Annotated in this window: 17 protein-coding genes and 1 pseudogene; 10 read left to right on the top strand and 8 right to left on the bottom strand. The window is 52.3% G+C overall.

Features of this window, described 5'->3' with window-relative positions:
- The first annotated feature begins 8 nt into the window (after positions 1–8).
- From M2374_RS04610 to M2374_RS04600, 3 genes and pseudogenes are all read left to right on the top strand, one after another.
- Positions 9–993: pseudogene (locus M2374_RS04610) on the top strand (LysR family transcriptional regulator).
- 161 nt (positions 994–1,154) lie between these two features.
- Positions 1,155–1,217, top strand: a complete 63-nt coding sequence (yoeI, locus tag M2374_RS04605; protein WP_101706264.1) for a membrane protein YoeI — start codon at positions 1,155–1,157, stop codon at positions 1,215–1,217.
- Complete coding sequence (locus M2374_RS04600; RefSeq protein WP_162604171.1) at positions 1,207–2,568, top strand: APC family permease; 1,362 nt, start codon at positions 1,207–1,209, stop codon at positions 2,566–2,568. The genes yoeI and M2374_RS04600 overlap by 11 nt, the downstream gene beginning before the upstream one ends.
- A gap of 101 nt (positions 2,569–2,669) precedes the next feature.
- On the opposite strand, the gene sbcB is transcribed toward M2374_RS04600, so the two are convergent.
- Entirely contained in the window at positions 2,670–4,094 is a 1,425-nt protein-coding gene (gene sbcB / locus M2374_RS04595) for an exodeoxyribonuclease I (RefSeq protein ID WP_181688995.1), read from the bottom strand.
- Positions 4,095–4,493: 399 nt separating this feature from the next.
- Between sbcB and phsA the strand changes: the two genes are divergently transcribed.
- The 7 genes from phsA to M2374_RS04560 all read left to right on the top strand — a co-directional run bounded on the left by phsA (position 4,494) and on the right by M2374_RS04560 (position 11,779).
- A complete protein-coding gene (phsA, locus tag M2374_RS04590; protein ID WP_181688996.1) occupies positions 4,494–6,767 on the top strand; it encodes a thiosulfate reductase PhsA in 2,274 nt (757 codons plus the stop codon).
- Between the two features lie 14 nt (positions 6,768–6,781).
- Positions 6,782–7,360 carry a thiosulfate reductase electron transport protein PhsB gene (gene phsB, locus M2374_RS04585; protein WP_115258140.1) on the top strand — a complete coding sequence of 193 codons (579 nt, stop codon included), beginning with the start codon at positions 6,782–6,784 and terminating at the stop codon, positions 7,358–7,360.
- A complete protein-coding gene (gene phsC / locus M2374_RS04580; protein ID WP_117343307.1) occupies positions 7,357–8,124 on the top strand; it encodes a thiosulfate reductase cytochrome B subunit in 768 nt (255 codons plus the stop codon). The genes phsB and phsC overlap by 4 nt, the downstream gene beginning before the upstream one ends.
- 150 nt (positions 8,125–8,274) lie before the next feature.
- Positions 8,275–9,447 (top strand): serine-type D-Ala-D-Ala carboxypeptidase DacD, encoded by a 1,173-nt coding sequence (gene dacD / locus M2374_RS04575; RefSeq protein WP_135911846.1) that lies wholly within the window; start codon positions 8,275–8,277, stop codon positions 9,445–9,447.
- 124 nt (positions 9,448–9,571) lie between these two features.
- A complete protein-coding gene (gene sbmC, locus M2374_RS04570; protein ID WP_181688997.1) occupies positions 9,572–10,039 on the top strand; it encodes a DNA gyrase inhibitor SbmC in 468 nt (155 codons plus the stop codon).
- Positions 10,040–10,146: 107 nt separating this feature from the next.
- Positions 10,147–11,205, top strand: a complete 1,059-nt coding sequence (locus M2374_RS04565; RefSeq protein ID WP_115258144.1) for an FUSC family protein — start codon at positions 10,147–10,149, stop codon at positions 11,203–11,205.
- 238 nt (positions 11,206–11,443) lie between these two features.
- Positions 11,444–11,779: a DUF496 family protein gene (locus tag M2374_RS04560; protein ID WP_003834176.1), complete on the top strand. Its 336-nt coding sequence runs from the start codon at positions 11,444–11,446 to the stop codon at positions 11,777–11,779.
- A gap of 41 nt (positions 11,780–11,820) precedes the next feature.
- On the opposite strand, the gene M2374_RS04555 is transcribed toward M2374_RS04560, so the two are convergent.
- The 7 genes from M2374_RS04555 to M2374_RS04525 all read right to left on the bottom strand — a co-directional run bounded on the left by M2374_RS04555 (position 11,821) and on the right by M2374_RS04525 (position 17,807).
- Positions 11,821–12,687 carry an L-threonine kinase gene (locus M2374_RS04555; RefSeq protein ID WP_135911848.1) on the bottom strand — a complete coding sequence of 289 codons (867 nt, stop codon included), beginning with the start codon at positions 12,685–12,687 and terminating at the stop codon, positions 11,821–11,823.
- A gap of 92 nt (positions 12,688–12,779) precedes the next feature.
- On the bottom strand, positions 12,780–13,994 hold the full coding sequence (locus M2374_RS04550; protein WP_181688998.1) for an acetate/propionate family kinase: 1,215 nt from the start codon (positions 13,992–13,994) through the stop codon (positions 12,780–12,782).
- Positions 13,979–14,431, bottom strand: coding sequence for a propanediol utilization protein PduV (gene pduV, locus M2374_RS04545; protein WP_174360486.1), 453 nt, complete (start codon positions 14,429–14,431; stop codon positions 13,979–13,981). Before pduV ends, M2374_RS04550 begins: the two co-directional genes overlap by 16 nt.
- Before the next feature lie 4 nt (positions 14,432–14,435).
- Complete coding sequence (gene pduU, locus M2374_RS04540; RefSeq protein WP_096756638.1) at positions 14,436–14,786, bottom strand: propanediol utilization microcompartment protein PduU; 351 nt, start codon at positions 14,784–14,786, stop codon at positions 14,436–14,438.
- The gene (gene pduT / locus M2374_RS04535; protein ID WP_046275683.1) at positions 14,786–15,340 is read right to left on the bottom strand and encodes a propanediol utilization microcompartment protein PduT; all 555 of its coding nucleotides are present in this window, start codon (positions 15,338–15,340) and stop codon (positions 14,786–14,788) included. The genes pduU and pduT overlap by 1 nt, the downstream gene beginning before the upstream one ends.
- Before the next feature lie 2 nt (positions 15,341–15,342).
- Positions 15,343–16,698 (bottom strand): cobalamin reductase PduS, encoded by a 1,356-nt coding sequence (pduS, locus tag M2374_RS04530; RefSeq protein ID WP_181688999.1) that lies wholly within the window; start codon positions 16,696–16,698, stop codon positions 15,343–15,345.
- Positions 16,695–17,807 carry a 1-propanol dehydrogenase PduQ gene (locus M2374_RS04525; protein WP_115258149.1) on the bottom strand — a complete coding sequence of 371 codons (1,113 nt, stop codon included), beginning with the start codon at positions 17,805–17,807 and terminating at the stop codon, positions 16,695–16,697. The genes pduS and M2374_RS04525 overlap by 4 nt, the downstream gene beginning before the upstream one ends.
- Positions 17,808–17,815 lie beyond the last annotated feature (8 nt).

Genomic DNA, 17,815 nt, shown 5'->3' with positions numbered 1-17,815 from the left:
GGGCGAGTATGAAACCACTGCTGGACGTTCTGATCATCCTCGACGCGTTAGATAAAGAGGGAAGTTTCGCGGCGGCGTCGGCAAAATTGTTTAAGACGCCGTCCGCGCTGAGCTATACCGTCCATAAGCTGGAAAGCGATCTGAATATTCAATTGTTGGATCGCAGCGGGCATCGGGCGACGTTTACCCGCACCGGGCAGATGCTGCTGGAAAAGGGGCGGGAGGTACTGCATACCGTCCGCGAACTCGAAAAACAGGCCATCAAACTGCACGAAGGTTGGGAGAACCAGCTGGTTATTGGCGTGGATGACACCTTTCCTTTTTCACTGCTGGCCCCGCTTATCGAATCCTTCTACCAGCACCACAGCGTCACGCGGCTTAAATTTATCAACGGTGTACTGGGCGGTTCCTGGGAGGCGCTCACCCAAGGGCGGGCCGATATTATCGTCGGGGCGATGCATGAACCGCCTTCCGCGAGTAACTTTGGTTTTGCGCGTTTAGGTGACCTCGAACAGGTGTTTGTGATCGCACCGCATCACCCGCTGGCGCAGGAAGACGAACCACTGCAACGGCGTACCATTAAACGTTTCCGTGCCATTGTGGTGGGGGACAGTCCTCACCTGGCGAGCTTGTCGGGTTCTCAACTGCTTGACGATCAGGATGCAATCACCGTTTTTGACTTTAAAACCAAGCTGGAACTGCAGATCAGTGGGCTGGGATGCGGGTATTTACCGCGCTATCTGGCACAACGTTTTTTGGACAGCGGTGCCCTGATAGAGAAGAAAGTGGTCGCACAAATTATGTTTGAACCGGTGTGGATTGGCTGGAATGAACAGACGTCAGGATTAGCCAGCGCCTGGTGGCGAGATCAGATTTTAGCAAATAGTGCTATCGCAGGCGTTTATGTAAAATCGAGTGTCGATAAATCAGGCGGTTAGAGAAAAATATTTATTTTTGGCTATCTCATTCTCTTGTTATTTCTCTCCAATTTAGTGCAAAATACGCCGCTTGCAAAAAATGACATTAGCCGACGTTTTAATACGCGTCGGTTATTTTTTTGCATCAAACCAATCATTCATAAAAGAGGCCGGGCTTCGTACCGGATAGATACTTACTAAAAACCGACAGTTGTTGTCGCTGAGGAATTCGTAAAAATGGGGCAATTTTTTGCTTACGCGACGGTATTCACCGTAAAGGGGAATGACCATGTCGCATAACGTTACTCCAAACACCTCTCGCGTGGAATTACGTAAAACGCTTACGTTGGTTCCGGTTGTCATGATGGGCCTTGCCTATATGCAGCCGATGACGCTGTTCGATACATTTGGTATCGTTTCGGGCTTGACCGATGGTCATGTCGCGACGGCTTATGCTTTTGCGTTGGTTGCCATTCTCTTTACTGCGTTGAGCTACGGTAAACTGGTTCGCCGTTTCCCGTCTGCTGGCTCTGCGTACACCTATGCTCAGAAATCCATTAGCCCGACCGTAGGCTTTATGGTGGGCTGGTCATCGCTGCTGGACTATTTGTTCATGCCGATGATCAACATCCTGTTGGCTAAAATCTACTTTGAAGCGCTGGTGCCGTCGGTACCGTCGTGGATCTTTGTTGTCGCGCTGGTGGGCTTTATGACCATCTCGAATCTGCGCAGCATCAAGGCCGTCGCGAACTTCAATACCCTGATTGTTATTTTGCAGATGGGTATTGTGGCAGTGATTGTTGGCCTGATCATTTACGGCATTATGCACGGCGAAGGCGCAGGCACGCTGACCAGCACCCGTCCATTCTGGTCTGAAGGCGCGCACGTGGTGCCGATGATTACCGGTGCAACTATCCTGTGCTTCTCGTTCCTTGGTTTTGACGGCATCTCTTCGCTGTCAGAAGAAACCAAAGACGCAGAGCGCGTTATTCCGAAGGCTATCTTCCTGACCGCGCTGATTGGTGGCCTGATCTTTATTGGTGCCTCCTACTTCCTGCAGCTGTACTTCCCGGATATCTCTCGCTTTAAAGATCCGGACGCGTCACAGCCGGAAATTATGCTGTACGTTGCGGGTAAAACCTTCCAGTGGGGCGTGCTGGTGTTCTCCAGCGTCACCGTACTGGCATCCGGTATGGCGGCACATGCGGGCGTTTCTCGTCTGATGTACGTGATGGGGCGCGATGGCGTATTCCCGACCCGTTTCTTCGGTTATATTCACCCGAAATGGCGTACTCCTGCATGGAACGTGCTGCTGGTGGGTGCGATTGCGCTGCTGGCAATCAAATTTGACCTGGTGACGGCGACGGCGCTGATCAACTTCGGTGCGCTGGTGGCGTTTACCTTCGTGAACCTGTCTGTGATTTCACAGTTCTGGATCCGCGAAAAACGCAACAAGACGCTGAAAGACCACTTCAACTACCTGGTCATGCCGGTGTGTGGTGCTCTGACCGTCGGCGCGCTGTGGGTTAACCTGGAAGAAAGCTCGATGGTTCTGGGTCTGATCTGGGCGGGTATTGGTCTGGTTTACCTGGCTTGCGTGACCAAAAGCTTCCGCAATCCGGTTCCACAGTACGAAGATATCGCGCAGTAATTGATGTTTGCCGGACTGGGGCCTTGCGCCACCATCCGGCAAATTGCCTAACCGGAGACATGTTCTCCGGTTTTTTTATACCTGCGTGTTAGTTTCTCTTCTTACACAATCTCTTCGGCGTATTGCCAGAGTGATTTCAGCAGCACCAGCTTCTCTTTATTATCCGCATACTGTTGACTCAGCATCTGCAATTCATTGGCATATTGCTGTAAAAACTCTGCGGTAAACACCTGACGGCGATGTTCCAGCCAGCGCTGCTGTTCAGACTCATCCAGCGTGCCGGGGAAGTTACGCGCGCGGTAATTAAACAGCAGCTTTTCAATACGCTTATCAACAAAGGTAATATCCAGTGCCGGTAAATTGCGTGGGTCGGTTTCCAGCACGATTTTCATCGCGGCGCGGTCGGCATCGCTGAAAAAACCGTTATACAGTTGGGCATCCACGTTGTCTGACGGTGTGAAGGGTTCTGCCTCGGAAAAAATAGCCACCACTTTATCGCGAACCTGCGGGTTTTCACGCAGGATTTTGAGGTTATCCAGACAATGCTGGCGGTTAATCCCTAGGCGGTCGGCATCTTCAGGGCGTAGTGTGTTGGCCTGTGCCAGAACCGGGCATTTGTTGATGTGCACCAGTTTCACGGGTACCGCCACGTTATCGCCCAGGTCGGCTTTGGCGGTGTAAAGGCGCTCACGCAGCGTGTCGCTGTCCAGCTCAAGCAGGGGAGAAATATCACCGGCTAAGTCAACCATGATGACCGCGTTGCGATTGTCCGGGTGCCAGGCGAGCGGCGCAACCCAACTGGTATTGCCGCGACATGCGCCGAACATGCCGGAGACATGAACCAACGGTTTCATTTGTGGGACATCGATCAGGGCGGCCAGCTTGTGTTTGTTCCGGTGGCTATAGAGATAGTCGAACAGACGAGGCTGACGCGACTTAACCAACTGCGCCATCGCAATGGTGGCGTACACGTCGGCCATCGCATCGTGGGCGTTGGCGTGTTCAATGCCGTTGGCTTTGGTCAAATGCTCAAGGCGGAAACTGGGTAACCCGTCGTCGTTTTCTGGCCAGTTAATGCCTTCCGGACGCAGGGCATAACAGGCGCGCATGACATCCAGTAAATCCCAACGTGAATTATCGTGCTGCCAGCTCCAGGCGTAGGGGGCGTAGAAATTGCGGTACAGGATATTGCGCGTCACTTCGTCGTCGAAGCGCACATTGTTATAGCCCACAATACAGGTTTTGGGCACGGTAAACAGGGCGTGAATGCGGGCAGCAAACGTTGCTTCGTTCTCTCCTTTTTCACGCGCTTCCTGCGGGGTAATACCGGTGATAAGTACCGCTTCCGGGTGTGGCAGATAGTCGTCCGCAGGCTTGCAATAAAAAACCTCTGGATCGCCGATAATGTTGAAATCGTTATCCGTGCGGATGGCCGCAAATTGTGCGGGCCTGTCCAGCGCCGGATGGGTACCAAAGGTTTCGTAATCGTGGAAGAGAAACGTAGGGTGCTGCTTGCCGTCATTCATTGTTCAGTTATGTCCGGGATCAATTTAGCGCTTTTATAAGAGTACCAAAAAATAGCGAGGTAATCAGCAATGCGATTATCTGTTCGGGGAATCAGGTCGCAATAAAATTGAGATGAACGGTGCTTTTATATATTTCTTGAATTAATTAAACGATCGAAACTGTATTTGTTGGCATGATTATCATCAAGGACAATTTCATTTTAATAATTTGATTGATAACCATTATTGTTATTTTTACGGTTAATTGTTGAGTTTTGGAAGTTTTAAAAGTCTTTGTAAACAATAGGTTCTGATTCGTCAGGATGTTCTTGCTTCACTGTAAGGAAATGTGAGTGAGATTAAAAATTAATAATATAAACTCCATATAATAATTGGATATATCTAATAACAGGAGGTTATATGAGCATTAGTCGGCGTAACTTTTTGCGCGGCGTGGGTATTGGCTGCTCCGCTTGCGCAATAGGAACTTTTCCACCGGGGGCACTGGCGCGTAATGCACCAGAGAGTATCAAGGGGAAAACCTCACTCACGCCAAGTCTGTGCGAAATGTGTTCATTTCGCTGTCCCATTCAAGCTCAGGTCATTAATAATAAAACCGTTTTCATCCAGGGGAACCCTAATGCGCCGCAGCAGGGTACCCGGGTCTGTGCCCGAGGGGGCAGCGGCGTGAGCCTGGTTAACGATCCGCACCGTATTGTTAAACCGATGAAGCGCACCGGACCGCGTGGCGCTGGAGAATGGCAGGTCATTAGCTGGCAGCAAGCCTATCAAGAAATTGCCGAAAAGATGAGTGCCATAAAAGCGCAATATGGTCCTCAGGGCGTTGTCTTCTCTTCTAAATCCGGCTCGCTTTCCGGTCATTTATTTCACCTGGCGACGGCCTTCGGTTCGCCGAACACTTTTACCCATGCCTCGACATGTCCCGCCGGGAAATCCATTGCCGCTAAAGTGATGATGGGCGGCGATCTGTCCATGGATATTGCCAACACCCGTTATATGGTCTCTTTTGGCCATAACCTCTATGAAGGTATTGAGGTTGCCGACACGCACGAACTGATGACCGCGCAGGAGAGAGGCGCGAAGATGGTCAGCTTCGACCCTCGCTTGTCCGTATTTTCCAGTAAAGCGGATGAATGGCATGCCATCAGGCCTGGCGGCGACTTGCCGGTACTGATGGCAATGTGCCACGTCATGATTAAAGAAAACCTGTATGACGCGCAGTTTGTGGAGCGTTATACCACGGGGTTTGCACAGCTGGCAGAGGCCGTACAAGAGACAACGCCTGAATGGGCGCAAAAGCTGGCTGATGTTCCTGCTGAAGTTATTACCCGCGTAACCCGAGAAATGGCGGCCAGCGCGCCTCGTGCCATCGTCAGCCCAGGCCACCGCGCGACGTTTTCTCAGGAAGAGATCGACATGCGGCGGATGATCTTCACCCTCAACGTGCTGCTGGGCAATATCGAACGTGAAGGTGGCATGTACCAGAAAAAGGCGGCGGCAACCTACAACAAGCTGGCTGGCGAAAAGGTCGCGCCAGTGCTGGCAAAACCGGATGTGAAATTACCGAAGCCAACCGCGCAGCGCATTGATCTGGTGGCACCGCAGTTTAAATACATCGCCGCGGGTGGCGGGGTCGTGCAAAGCATTATTGATGCCGTGTTAAAGCAGACTCCTTACCCGGTGAAGGGATGGATCATGTCCCGACATAATCCTTTCCAGACCGTGACCTGCCGACCCGATCTGGTCAAAACCGTGGAACAACTGGATCTGGTGGTCAGCTGCGACGTCTATTTAAGTGAAAGCGCGGCCTATGCTGACTATCTGTTACCGGAATGCACCTACCTTGAGCGTGATGAAGAAGTCTCTGATATGTCAGGGCTGAATCCAGCTTATGCATTACGCCAACAGGTAGTTGAGCCCATTGGCGATGCTCGTCCGAGCTGGCAAATCTGGAAAGAACTGGGTGAACAGTTGGGTCTCGGGCAATTTTACCCGTGGCAGGATATGCAGACGCGCCAGCTGTACCAGCTCAATGGCGATCACGCCTTATCTGCAGAACTGCGTCAGAAGGGATACCGGGAGTGGGGCGTACCGCTGTTATTTCGTGAACCTGAGACCGTGCGCCAGTTTGTCGAGCGCTATCCTGGCGCAGTGCCCGCGGACAGCGATGGTACCTACGGGGAGCAACTGCGATTCAAATCCCCGTCAGGCAAAATCGAGCTTTATTCCGCAGAGCTGGAATCGTTACTTCCCGGCTACGGTATTCCACGCGCCCGCAATTTTGCCCTGAAGGGTGAAAATGAACTCTATTTCATCCAGGGCAAGGTGGCGGTTCACACCAACGGAGCAACGCAATATGTGCCTTTACTCAGTGAACTGATGTGGGACAACGCAGTGTGGATCCACCCGACGACCGCGCGTGAAAAAGGGATTAAAAGCGGTGACGACATCTGGCTGGAAAACGTCACCGGCAAAGAAAAAGGTAAGGCGCTGGTCACGGCCGGTATTCGACCCGATACGCTGTTCGTTTATATGGGGTTTGGCGCCAAGGCCGGGGCTAAAACGGCGGCAACAACGCACGGTATTCACTGCGGTAATTTACTTCCGCACGTGACCAGTCCGGTTTCCGGAACGGTGGTGCACACCGCTGGCGTGACGCTGCGTCGGGCATGAACAAGGAGAACATCATGAATCAATCCACTAATCCCTATGTCATGCTGCATGACGAAAAACGCTGCATTGGCTGCCAGGCATGTACGGTTGCCTGCAAGGTTCTGAACGATGTGCCGGAGGGGTACAGCCGCCTGCAGGTGCAGATCCGCACCCCGGAAAAAGAGTCAGACGTCCTGTCTCATTTTCAGTTTGTGCGGGTTTCTTGCCAGCACTGTGAAGATGCGCCCTGCGTGAGCGTTTGCCCGACCGGTGCTTCATTTCGTGACGAAAACGGTATTGTGCAGGTGGACAAGTCGCGCTGTATTGGTTGCGATTATTGTGTTGCGGCCTGTCCGTTCCATGTGCGTTATCTGAATCCGCAAACGAGTATCGCTGACAAATGCAATTTTTGTGCAGATACCCGCCTCGATGCCGGGCAAGCGCCGGCCTGTGTTTCTGTTTGTCCAACCGATGCGCTGAAGTTTGGCCGTCGCGACGACCCGGAGATCCAGCACTGGATAAGTCAAAAAGAGGTATATCGCCAGCAGGATACGCGCAGTGGTGAGGTGAGTCTTTATCGGCGTAAAGAGTATCATCAGGAGGGGAAAGTATGAATGCTATCTGGGGAGCAGAGCTTAACTATGCGCCGGACTACTGGCCGCTGTGGCTCATTTACGCAGGTGTGGTCATCCTGCTGATGATTGTGGGTCTGGTAGCGCACGCGCTGCTGCGACGGATGCTGGCACCTAAAACCGCAACCGGTGAAGAGCATCGTGACTACCTCTACTCGTTAGCGGTCCGCCGCTGGCACTGGGGAAATGCGCTGTTGTTCGTTCTGCTGTTGGTGAGCGGTTTGTTTGGTCACTTTTCGATTGGGCCGGTGGCGCTCATGGTGCAGGTACACACCTGGTGTGGCTTTGCATTACTGGCCTTCTGGGTGGGTTTCGTGCTGATAAATGCCACCACCGGCAACGGTTGCCACTATCGGGTGAAATGTAGCGGACTGATTTCGCGCTGCCTGCAGCAAACGCGCTTTTACTTGTATGGGATAATGAAGGGGGAAGCGCATCCGTTTGCCGCGACGGCAGAGAGTAAATTTAACCCGCTACAACAACTGGCCTATCTGGCCATCATGTATGCGCTGGTACCGTTGTTGATCATCACCGGTTTGCTGTGTCTTTACCCACAAGTTATCGGCGCAGGTCCGGTTATGCTGGTGTTGCATATGGCGTTGGCGATTATTGGCATTCTGTTTATTTGTGCGCATATCTACCTGTGCACACTGGGCGACACGCCGGGGCAAATCTTTCGCAGCATGATCGACGGCTATCACCGGCATCGCAGCCATCACGCAGATGTATCACCGCGTAAAGGGTAATGTAGTGCGAATTTATCACTACCCGTTTATCTGATACCTGCATTCCATTGCAAGAAAATGTGCCTTAAGTCACATTTTCTTGCAATTTATCCCTGTTTGTTCTTCAGAATTTCCGTAAAAAGAACGGCTATTTTTCCTTTTCCTGAGGACATGCTGTTGAAACGCCGTTTGTTTATTACCGCTTCCCTTTTCGCGATGAGTTTTTCCTCCGCCTTTGCGGCGGATGTCGCCAGTTTTGCTCCCCAACCTCCGGCTATCAATGCGGGTGCGTGGGTGCTGATGGATTACACCACAGGCCAAATTCTTACCGCAGGTAATGAGCACCAGCAGCGCAACCCCGCCAGTCTGACCAAGCTGATGACCGGCTATGTTGTTGACCGCGCCATCGACAGCCAGCGTATTAGCCCGTCAGATATTGTCACCGTTGGGCGTGACGCGTGGGCGAAAGACAATCCGGTATTTGTCGGTTCATCATTAATGTTTCTAAAACAAGGTGACCGCGTTTCAGTACGTGATTTAAGTCGTGGCTTAATTGTCGATTCCGGCAACGATGCCTGCGTTGCGCTGGCGGATTATATCGCCGGTGGGCAGCCACAGTTTGTCGCGATGATGAACAGTTATGTGCAAAAGCTGAAGTTGCAGGACACCCATTTTGAAACGGTGCACGGACTGGATGCCCCAGGCCAGCACAGTTCGGCTTACGATCTGGCTGTGTTATCGAGGGCTATCATTCACGGCGAGCCTGATTTCTATCATATGTACAGCGAGAAGAGCCTCACCTGGAACGGCATCACCCAGCAGAATCGTAACGGTTTATTGTGGGATAAAACCCTGAACGTGGATGGGCTAAAGACGGGACATACCTCTGGTGCCGGGTTTAACCTGATTGCATCTGCGGTAGACGGACAGCGTCGATTAATCGCCGTTGTAATGGGGGCCGAGAGTGCGAAGGGGCGTGAAGATCAGGCGCGTAAGCTGCTGCAATGGGGACAGCAAAACTTTGACACAGTGCAGGTTCTGCGAAGTGGTAAGCAGGTCGGCGTTGAGCGGATCTGGTATGGCGATAAAGAAAAAATCAGTCTCGGTACCGAGCAGGATTTTTGGATGGCGTTGCCTAAAGCCGAAGTGGCGAATATTAAAGCAAAGTATGTGCTTGATAAGAAAGAGCTGGTCGCCCCCATTGCCGCACATCAGCGCGTGGGCGAAATTGAACTCTACGACCGGGATCAGCTGGTGGCGCATTGGCCGCTGATGACGCTGGAGTCAGTCGGTGAGGGGGGCGTGTTTTCGCGACTGAGCGATTATTTTCACCATAAGGTGTAGATTTCTGTTTGTGCACCAAACTGGCAAGACTGCGAATCTGCTCACATAATAATCACTATTTCCTTGAGGTCGTAATACGCAGAAATTATACTGTGTTTTTATACAGTATCGTGCGGGAGGTTATATGGAGTATGAGATAAAGCAGGTAGAAAGACGCAGGATTGCCGGGTTTCACATGGTTGGACCGTGGGAACACACGGTAAAGCAGGGGTTTGAACAGCTGGTTATGTGGGTCGACGGTAACCAGATTGTGCCGCTGGAATGGATAGCCGTCTATTACGACAACCCAGACGTGGTTCCGGCAGATAAACTGCGCTGCGATACCGTAGTTTCAGTGCCTGAAGGTTTTGAGATCCCCGAAAACAGCGAAGGGGTGATCCTGACTGAACTGGCGGGCGGCGACTATGCCGTGGCCGTTGCCCGTGTTGAAAACCATGACTTTGCCACACCCTGGTATCAGTTTTTTGACTGTCTGTTGCAGGATTCGTCCTGGCAGTTATCGGCCAAACCGTGTTTTGAAATTTACCGAAACAATGGTGTGGAGGACGGATACTGGGATATTGAAATGTACGTGCCGGTGCAGGCGAAGTAACGGTTTTGGGTGTGAATCAGGATAAAAGGCCTGTTGATAACGGTGATGTTTTCACTGAAAAAACAGGTACAATTCTGTTCTTTGCTATTCCCTGACGGAGTGCATGAGTGCGTGCAGATAAGTCACTGAGTCCTTTTGAAATTCGCTTGTATCGTCATTATCGTGTGGTGCATGGTATTCGCATCTCGCTGGCGTTTCTTCTCACTTTTCTGCTGGTTCGCCTGCTGGACATCCCTGAAGGTACCTGGCCTCTGATCACGCTGGTGGTGATCATGGGGCCGATTTCCTTTTGGGGCAATGTCGTCCCCCGAGCTTTTGAGCGTATTGGTGGCACGATTCTGGGCTCGGTCCTTGGGCTGGTGGCGCTCCGGCTGGAGCTCTTTTCATTGCCGCTGATGCTGATATGGTGTGCGGTGGCGATGTTCCTGTGCGGTTGGCTGGCATTGGGTAAAAAACCGTATCAAGCGCTGCTGATCGGCATCACGCTGGCCGTCGTGGTTGGCGCACCTGCGGGCGATATGAACACGGCACTCTGGCGCGGGGGGGATGTGATTCTCGGCTCGCTACTGGCAATGCTGTTTACCTGGATCTGGCCGCAACGCGCATTTATACACTGGCGTATCCAACTGGCGCACTGCATTACCGGCTATAACCGTGTATATCAGGCCGCGCTATCACCCAACTTACTTGAACAACCCCGGCTGGATAAGCACTTACAGCAGTTGCTGAGTGACGTCGTTAAAATGCGCGGCTTAATCATTCCGGCCAGCAAAGAAACGCGCATTCAAAAATCAGTTTTTGAAGCCATTCAAACGATTAATCGAAATCTGGTGTGCATGCTTGAACTGCAAATCAACGCGCTGTGGGCAACGCGGTCCAGTCATTTTGTGATGTTGAATGCGCATACGCTGCGTGAAACTCAGCTCAGAATGCAACAGGCACTGCTGACGATAACGCACGCTCTCTATGAAGGTAATCCGCAACCGGTGCTTGCCAACACCGAAAAACTCAATGATACGGTGACCGAGATGCGTCAGCTGATTGATGAACATAAGGGCGACAACGTTGCAGAAACGCCTATTCATGGTTATGTCTGGCTGAATATGGAGATGGCACGACAGCTGGAACTCCTCTCACATTTAATCTGTCGTGCTTTGCGCAAATAAAGCGCAGATGAGGGGATTGGTTCTACTGCTGCTTCGATTCAGCAACGATTAAGGGTATGATACTGAAAAAGGCTAAAACCATTGGTAACTGCAATGGCTTTACCCTCGATAATTCAGGTTTCAACCGTGTATTGTCAATGCAGATGCAACTTGAAGTATGGCGGGCATGAAAGTAATGTTGACCCACTTTAGCCGTTGTTTAAACGAATCCGAATCTCACATTATCAGGGGTGTAAAAATGGAAACTACCAAGCCTTCTTTCCAGGACGTGCTGGAATTTGTTCGTCTGTTCCGTCGTAAGAACAAACTGCAACGTGAAATCCAGGACGTTGAGAAAAAGATCCGTGACAACCAGAAACGTGTCCTGCTGCTGGACAACCTGAGCGACTACATCAAGCCAGGTATGAGCGTTGAAGCGATCCAGGGCATTATTGCCAGCATGAAAAGCGACTATGAAGATCGCGTGGATGATTACATCATCAAAAATGCCGAGATCTCTAAAGAGCGTCGCGACATTTCTAAAAAGCTCAAAGCCATGGGCGAAGTGAAAAACGGCGAAGCGAAAGCAGAGTAATTGTTGCAAACGATAGGGGCGTAATGCGGCCCCTATCGTCCCTACTGTAATTCAACCCCGCCCGTTACCATCCGTAGTAAATGCTGTTCCGGCCAGTGTGTAGTCAGTTTTTTCTGTACCAGCATCCATTTGATGTAGTCAATGTCATGACGCGTTCTGTCCAGCATCAGGCCAACCACGCTGCCGCTGTGGGCAACGTTCACACCGTATAAATCACATTCTTCAACCAGCGATAATAACGAATCGAAATCCGGTTTTGGCAACAACATCTGGCTGGCAATGGCGCTTAGCGTGGCCGCTTCGCCCATCCGGTACGGGTTTTGACTTGAGCAAGCTTCCTGCACTTTTTCCCATGCTCGTTTGAGGGCGGGTGCGCCTGCCTGTAACCCGGCCTGGCGCGGGATCCGGTGATAGTCTACCGTGCGTAACGTTTCCGGGCTTTCGAGAACCAGCAGGTCGAGGTGGGGCTGCGCTTCACAGGCGATCTGAGTGGATGCGTCGTTATGATCAAAAAGCGTTAACTGGCGAAAAACGGTGCTGTCGGTAGGTTCGAGCGAAACGCAAAGCTGCGCTAACGTGGCTTCATCTAACTGATGGCCCAGATGGTGTGCGGTAGCGATGGCGGTGGCGGCAATATCAGCCGTACTGCTGGCCATCCCTTTGGCGATGGGGATAGTGGAGTGGATATCAATACGAATATCCTGACTGACATGTGCCGGATATTGCCAGTGCTGCAACAAGCGGTCAACCATCGCCCGTGAAAGAGGACGCTCATCGGCAAGCGGCGAGCCGGAGCTGACTTCAACGGTGCTGTACCATTCAACCGGGCAGGAGACCAATTTCTCGCTGCCCAGAATCCAGCCCTGGATAAGTTCTCCGCATGATGCGGGGCATTGCGCAACAGCCACGTCTTCACCTTTGTGATTAGCAATCTTCGGCGCATAGTGTCATGGCGATCGCGCTATTACCATGATGTGCCGCAATCTGCGGCACAGCAGTGTTAAGCGGGAATGCTCAGCGTCACAGTTTCTGCAATCGCTATACGCATTACGTCTTGCGCGATCATCAGCTCTTCGTTGGTATTGATGACGGCCACTTTGACCATCGCGTTTTCTGTTTGAATAAAGGTCGCATTACGTTGATTTTTGTCCTCATCTACCGCCAGCCCTAAGAAATTGAGGTTGTGGCAAATTGCTGCCCGGGCACGAGCAGAGTTTTCGCCGATACCACCGGTAAACACCAGTGCATCCAGACCGCCCATTTGCATAATGTAGCTGCCAATGGTGGCACGAATTCGTTCGGCAAACAGCGTCAGCGCCAGCGCTGCCTGACGGTTTCCGCTATCAGCCGCCTTTTCCACGTCACGGTAGTCAGGAGATATGCCGGATACGCCAAGTAACCCCGACTCGTTGTTGAGTAGCTGATTTAGCTGCTGTGGTGTTTTACCTTCTCGTTGGGCAATCCACGGCAAAATCGACGGATCGATGTCGCCGCTACGGGTGCCCATCATCACACCAGACTGTGGGGTAAAGCCCATTGACGTATTAACGGATTGTCCGCCCTTGATGGCGCAGATACTGCTGCCGTTGCCCAGATGGCAACACACAACTCGCAGAGCGCTGAGCGGCACACCCAGTTTTTCAGCCAGCGTATGGCTGACGTACTTGTGGCTGGTACCATGGAAGCCGTAGCGACGAATACCCAGCTCCGAATAATAACGCCAGGGCAGGGGATAAATAAAAGAAGGCTCGTCGAGCGTCTGATGGAAGGCCGTATCGAAAACTGCTACAGCAGGTGTCGCCGGTAACAGTTGGCGAAAAACAGCAATGCCCAGCGCATTAACCGGGTTATGCAACGGAGCCAGTTCTGCCAGACGTTCTATTTCTGTCAGCGATTCATCGGTGACTAAAACTGAATCTTTAAAGGATTCTCCGCCGTGCGCGACGCGATGCCCAACACCGTCGATGTCTTGTAAGCTATTAATGATGCTGTGACTGAGCAGTTTTTCCAGTAACAGCGTTACCGCTTCACGGTGATCGGCAATCGGCAGTGTTTCCTGCCATTTTTGCACCGGGGTTTTTATCGTGACCTTTGCATCAGGCATCCCGATGCGCTCGAGCAGCCCCTGACAGAGCATCTCGCCCTGTGGCATCGCCAGTAACTGAAACTTCAGAGAAGAGCTGCCTGCGTTAATGGCCATTATTTTGTGAGACATGACGGTTCCTTTGCGTGCAGAAAATTGAACATCTCATCAACGCCGGTATTGTTCACCGCGCTGGTAATAAAAACGTTTTGCGCCCCGGCCTGCATCAACCAACCCTCGACGAGGGCAATCTGCTGCGGGTTAGCTAAATCGGCTTTGGTCACCAGACCGATAACGGGCCGGTTCATGGGGCCGGTAAATCCAGGAGAAAAAGGTGACCAGGGCGCGTCAGCGCTGAGCACCAGCGCGATAACGTCGGCTTCACAGGCGCTGACCAGCAGCGCACTGTACAGGCAGCGGTTCTCCAGATATTCCCCAGGTGTGTCTATCGCCGTGGGAGACCAGACGATAGCCTGGGTTTTCTGATAATGAAGCGCTTCGCCACGCATACACTGGGTGAGCGATGTTTTCCCACTTTGGCTGGGTCCAATGAACATGATGCGTTTCATTACGTCATGTCCGCGTAATCGGGCAGGCGGTAAAACGCATCATTTCGCCCAGCGTGCGGGTAACTTGTTTCAGCGCGTACTCAACGGCCGAAACATCACCGGTTAATACGACTGCGCCGGTAAAGCGGTCCAGAAAACCAATCTCTACTGCACCCGATTTAGTGGCGATATCACAGGCGATAATGGAGGCTTCGCTGGGCGTAATAGTTAAAATGCCAATCGCCGAGACTGAATCCTGCAAGCCCAGTTTCTTGAACAAATCTTTACCAGGATTAGCAATAAGATGCGCCAGTGTGACCTGTTTTCCGGGCACATATTCCTGAATCATACGATCCGTCGTCGGCTGCATTTCCATCACCCCTCCACCATTTGGCGCCACATGCTTTCATGCGGACGTGGGATCACCGAGCGATAGACCAGCAGACCTTTTTCACCAGCACTTTCGCTGGCGACCGTCACGGCGTTATTCACATCGGAAACATCGCCCGCGACAACCATGTAGCACTTACCGCCAATACCAAACGCCATATGCACTCTTACCAGCGTGACATTGGAGGCTTTTACCGCGCGGTCGGCGGCACAAATACAAGCCGCAACGCTCCAGGTTTCAACAATCCCTACCGCCTGACGTTTATCTACACTATTGAGTCCGCTGATCGCCGGCAGAACGCTGGCATGAATGTTAGGCAGGACCAGGCTGTCGACGAGCATATCTCCAGCAAGTGAGGTTCCTGTGGCAATGGCCTGCTGTATTGCGCCAACGTCACCACCCAGCATCAGCAAAAATTTTCCCGGGCAGATGGTTTTACTGACCAGCAAATTCACATTAGCGCTTTTCAGCATCGCATCGCCGGCTTCCATTCCTTTGGCAATGCTGGTGAGTTCTAAAATCCCTATAGCCTGAGACATGGTTAACCTCTTATTACCGTGATGGACTGATCTGTGATTTCGCTGACAATACCGTCAATACTAGCGTGAACCTGCGCACCTAATGCGCCCTCGGGTATCTCTGCAACACATTGGCCGCGCACAACGCGCTCCCCTTTTTGCACACAAGGAATGGCACTGGCACCAATATGCTGGCGTAACAACAACGTTGTTTTTTCAGTGGGATGATCTGTCTGGTCTAATGGTGCATCGTGATACCAGTCACTGAGACCCAGTTTGGTAATAAGCCGTTTCACTGGAATCAGACGGTACTTCGCCATTTCATCTTCAGGGTTTAACGGGCCTTCATAACGATGATTGAGCGCACGTAGCTCGCGTTTGAGCATTCGGTTAATGCGCATCGGAGAAATCCCCACCGGACAGGCCACGCTTTCACAGACGTTGCATTCTGAGCAAGTCAGGGCGGTGAGCAGTAATTGCGGTGTGGCGGCCTGCTGATAGTTGACCGCGCGAACCAGCAAATGTGGTGAGAGTTCATGACCAATCAAGTGTCGTGGACACAGATCCGTGCACAAGCGGCACTGCTCGCAGACGGTTTTGGCAACTGAGAGCACGGTCCGTTCATCCTGCATTCGTCGCTGGATCAGCGCATGGGATTTCGGTAGTACCAGCAGGCCACCGGTCGTTTTACTGACTGGCGTATCCAGAGAAGTAATCAGACCGCCCATCATCGGACCGCCGTTAATAAATCCGGGGTCATCGACGGTAGCGCCGCCAGCCAATGCCAGCACTTCGCGCAGCGACATACCGACAGGTACGGTCAGGGTAACCGGCCGGGCAACTGCGCCATTGACGGTTAATGTACGACGTGTAACGGGGAACTGCTGTTCAACGGCTCGTGCGATGTTAAGTACGGTCTGGACGTTATTGACCACCACGCCCACACTAACCGGGAGAGCAGCAGGAGGCACCCGCCGTCCGGTTGCCATCCAGATTGTCAGCACTTCATCGCCAGCCGGGTAGACATCAGGCAAAATGTGTAACCTGATATCGGCGGGCAGGAGAGGTGTTAACGCACTGATGGCTTTCTGATATTTTTCTTTAAGGCCGATAATGCCGGCGCTGGCGCCAGTGGTCTTCATGGCATACTGCACGCCGCGTATCAGTCGGGCCGCCTGCACGGCCATTAATTGCTGATCAACCTTCAGCATCGGCTCGCATTCTGCAGCATTGACCAGAAACGTATCGACCTGCGCCTGCAGTTTTACATGGGCAGGAAAGCCGGCACCACCGGCTCCCACTACACCTGCAGCGCGCACGCGATCGCGTATTGTCTGAGCATCATAACAAATGGGTTCAGCCGTCATGGCTGTATTCATAATAATTCCTCAAGCAGTTCCTGGATGGCAGCGGCATCAGCATCGCGGGGATTCGTTTGCAGCGTGGCATCCGCCAGAGCCGCCTGAACCATCGAGGGAATACGCTGTGACCAGGTTTGCTTTCCGTCTTTGAGCGCGTCTGTGAAAGAGGGTAACGCACACTGTTTTTTGAGTTGCTCAATATGATGAATTAGCGCATTGAGTGCCGCCGTATCGTTTGCGTTATCAGGGCATAAGTGGCAGGCCTTCGCGAAGCGGGCATACCGTTTTGTGGCCCTGGGATCGCGGGCATTAAAGTGAATCACAGAGGTCAGGAGTAGTGCGTTAGCAAGGCCGTGCGGCAGATGAAACTGACCGCCAAGCTGGTGCGCTATTGCATGGTTAATTCCAAGACCAGCCTGGCTAAACGCCATCCCCGCGAGGGTTGAGGCGTTGTGCATTTTTCCTCGGGTAGCCAGGCAATCGCCTTTGCTGACGGCGATGGGCAGATACTGGAAGACAATTTGCGCTGCTTTTTCAGCCAGCGCGTCAGTGAAGTCGCTGGCCTTGGTGGAAACGTACGCTTCAAGCGCATGCGTCAGCACGTCCATTCCGGTATTGGCGGTGATGGCAGGCGGTACGCTGACCACCAGCATTGGGTCAAGGATTGCCATATCCGGGTAGAGGGCATTATTAAATAACGGATATTTAATGCCTTTCTCCGGATCGCCGATCACGCAGGCGCTGGTCACTTCAGAGCCTGTGCCGCTAGTGGTCGGAATGGCTACACAGGTTTCAATTTCGATGCCAAACTGACGGCTGAACCAGACAATCGCTTTCGCTGCATCAAGCGCCGACCCTCCACCAAAGCCAATCACCACATCCGGTCGCAGGGACTGCATTTGTGCAATCCCTTGTACTACCGTATTGATGGTGGGATCGGGTGTGATATCACTGAACACGCTAATGCGATTATCCGCAGGTAACGCATCGCGCAGCGTTGCAATCAGCGGCGAACGCGCAAGAAAACCATCGCAAATAATCCAGATATGCTTATTCGTAAAGCGTTTGAGCACGCTCAAACTGCCCTGGCCGCTGTACAATCGAGTTTGCAGTGAAAAGCTATTCATTACGGCCT

The sequence above is a fragment of the Citrobacter sp. JUb117 genome (assembly GCF_024809055.1).
GTDB classification, from domain to species: domain Bacteria; phylum Pseudomonadota; class Gammaproteobacteria; order Enterobacterales; family Enterobacteriaceae; genus Citrobacter; species Citrobacter gillenii.
The sequence above is the reverse complement of the archived record's forward strand: the minus strand, read 5'-3'. Positions and strand labels throughout refer to the sequence as shown.

Coding starts and splice junctions, on each gene's coding strand:
- M2374_RS04600 (WP_162604171.1), top strand. CDS start 1,207: ATGTCGCATAACGTTACTCCAAACACCTCTCGCGTGGAATTACGTAAA.
- sbcB (WP_181688995.1), bottom strand. CDS start 4,094: ATGAATGACGGCAAGCAGCACCCTACGTTTCTCTTCCACGATTACGAA.
- phsA (WP_181688996.1), top strand. CDS start 4,494: ATGAGCATTAGTCGGCGTAACTTTTTGCGCGGCGTGGGTATTGGCTGC.
- phsB (WP_115258140.1), top strand. CDS start 6,782: ATGAATCAATCCACTAATCCCTATGTCATGCTGCATGACGAAAAACGC.
- phsC (WP_117343307.1), top strand. CDS start 7,357: ATGAATGCTATCTGGGGAGCAGAGCTTAACTATGCGCCGGACTACTGG.
- dacD (WP_135911846.1), top strand. CDS start 8,275: ATGCTGTTGAAACGCCGTTTGTTTATTACCGCTTCCCTTTTCGCGATG.
- sbmC (WP_181688997.1), top strand. CDS start 9,572: ATGGAGTATGAGATAAAGCAGGTAGAAAGACGCAGGATTGCCGGGTTT.
- M2374_RS04560 (WP_003834176.1), top strand. CDS start 11,444: ATGGAAACTACCAAGCCTTCTTTCCAGGACGTGCTGGAATTTGTTCGT.
- M2374_RS04550 (WP_181688998.1), bottom strand. CDS start 13,994: ATGTCTCACAAAATAATGGCCATTAACGCAGGCAGCTCTTCTCTGAAG.
- pduV (WP_174360486.1), bottom strand. CDS start 14,431: ATGAAACGCATCATGTTCATTGGACCCAGCCAAAGTGGGAAAACATCG.
- pduU (WP_096756638.1), bottom strand. CDS start 14,786: ATGGAAATGCAGCCGACGACGGATCGTATGATTCAGGAATATGTGCCC.
- pduT (WP_046275683.1), bottom strand. CDS start 15,340: ATGTCTCAGGCTATAGGGATTTTAGAACTCACCAGCATTGCCAAAGGA.
- pduS (WP_181688999.1), bottom strand. CDS start 16,698: ATGAATACAGCCATGACGGCTGAACCCATTTGTTATGATGCTCAGACA.
- M2374_RS04525 (WP_115258149.1), bottom strand. CDS start 17,807: ATGAATAGCTTTTCACTGCAAACTCGATTGTACAGCGGCCAGGGCAGT.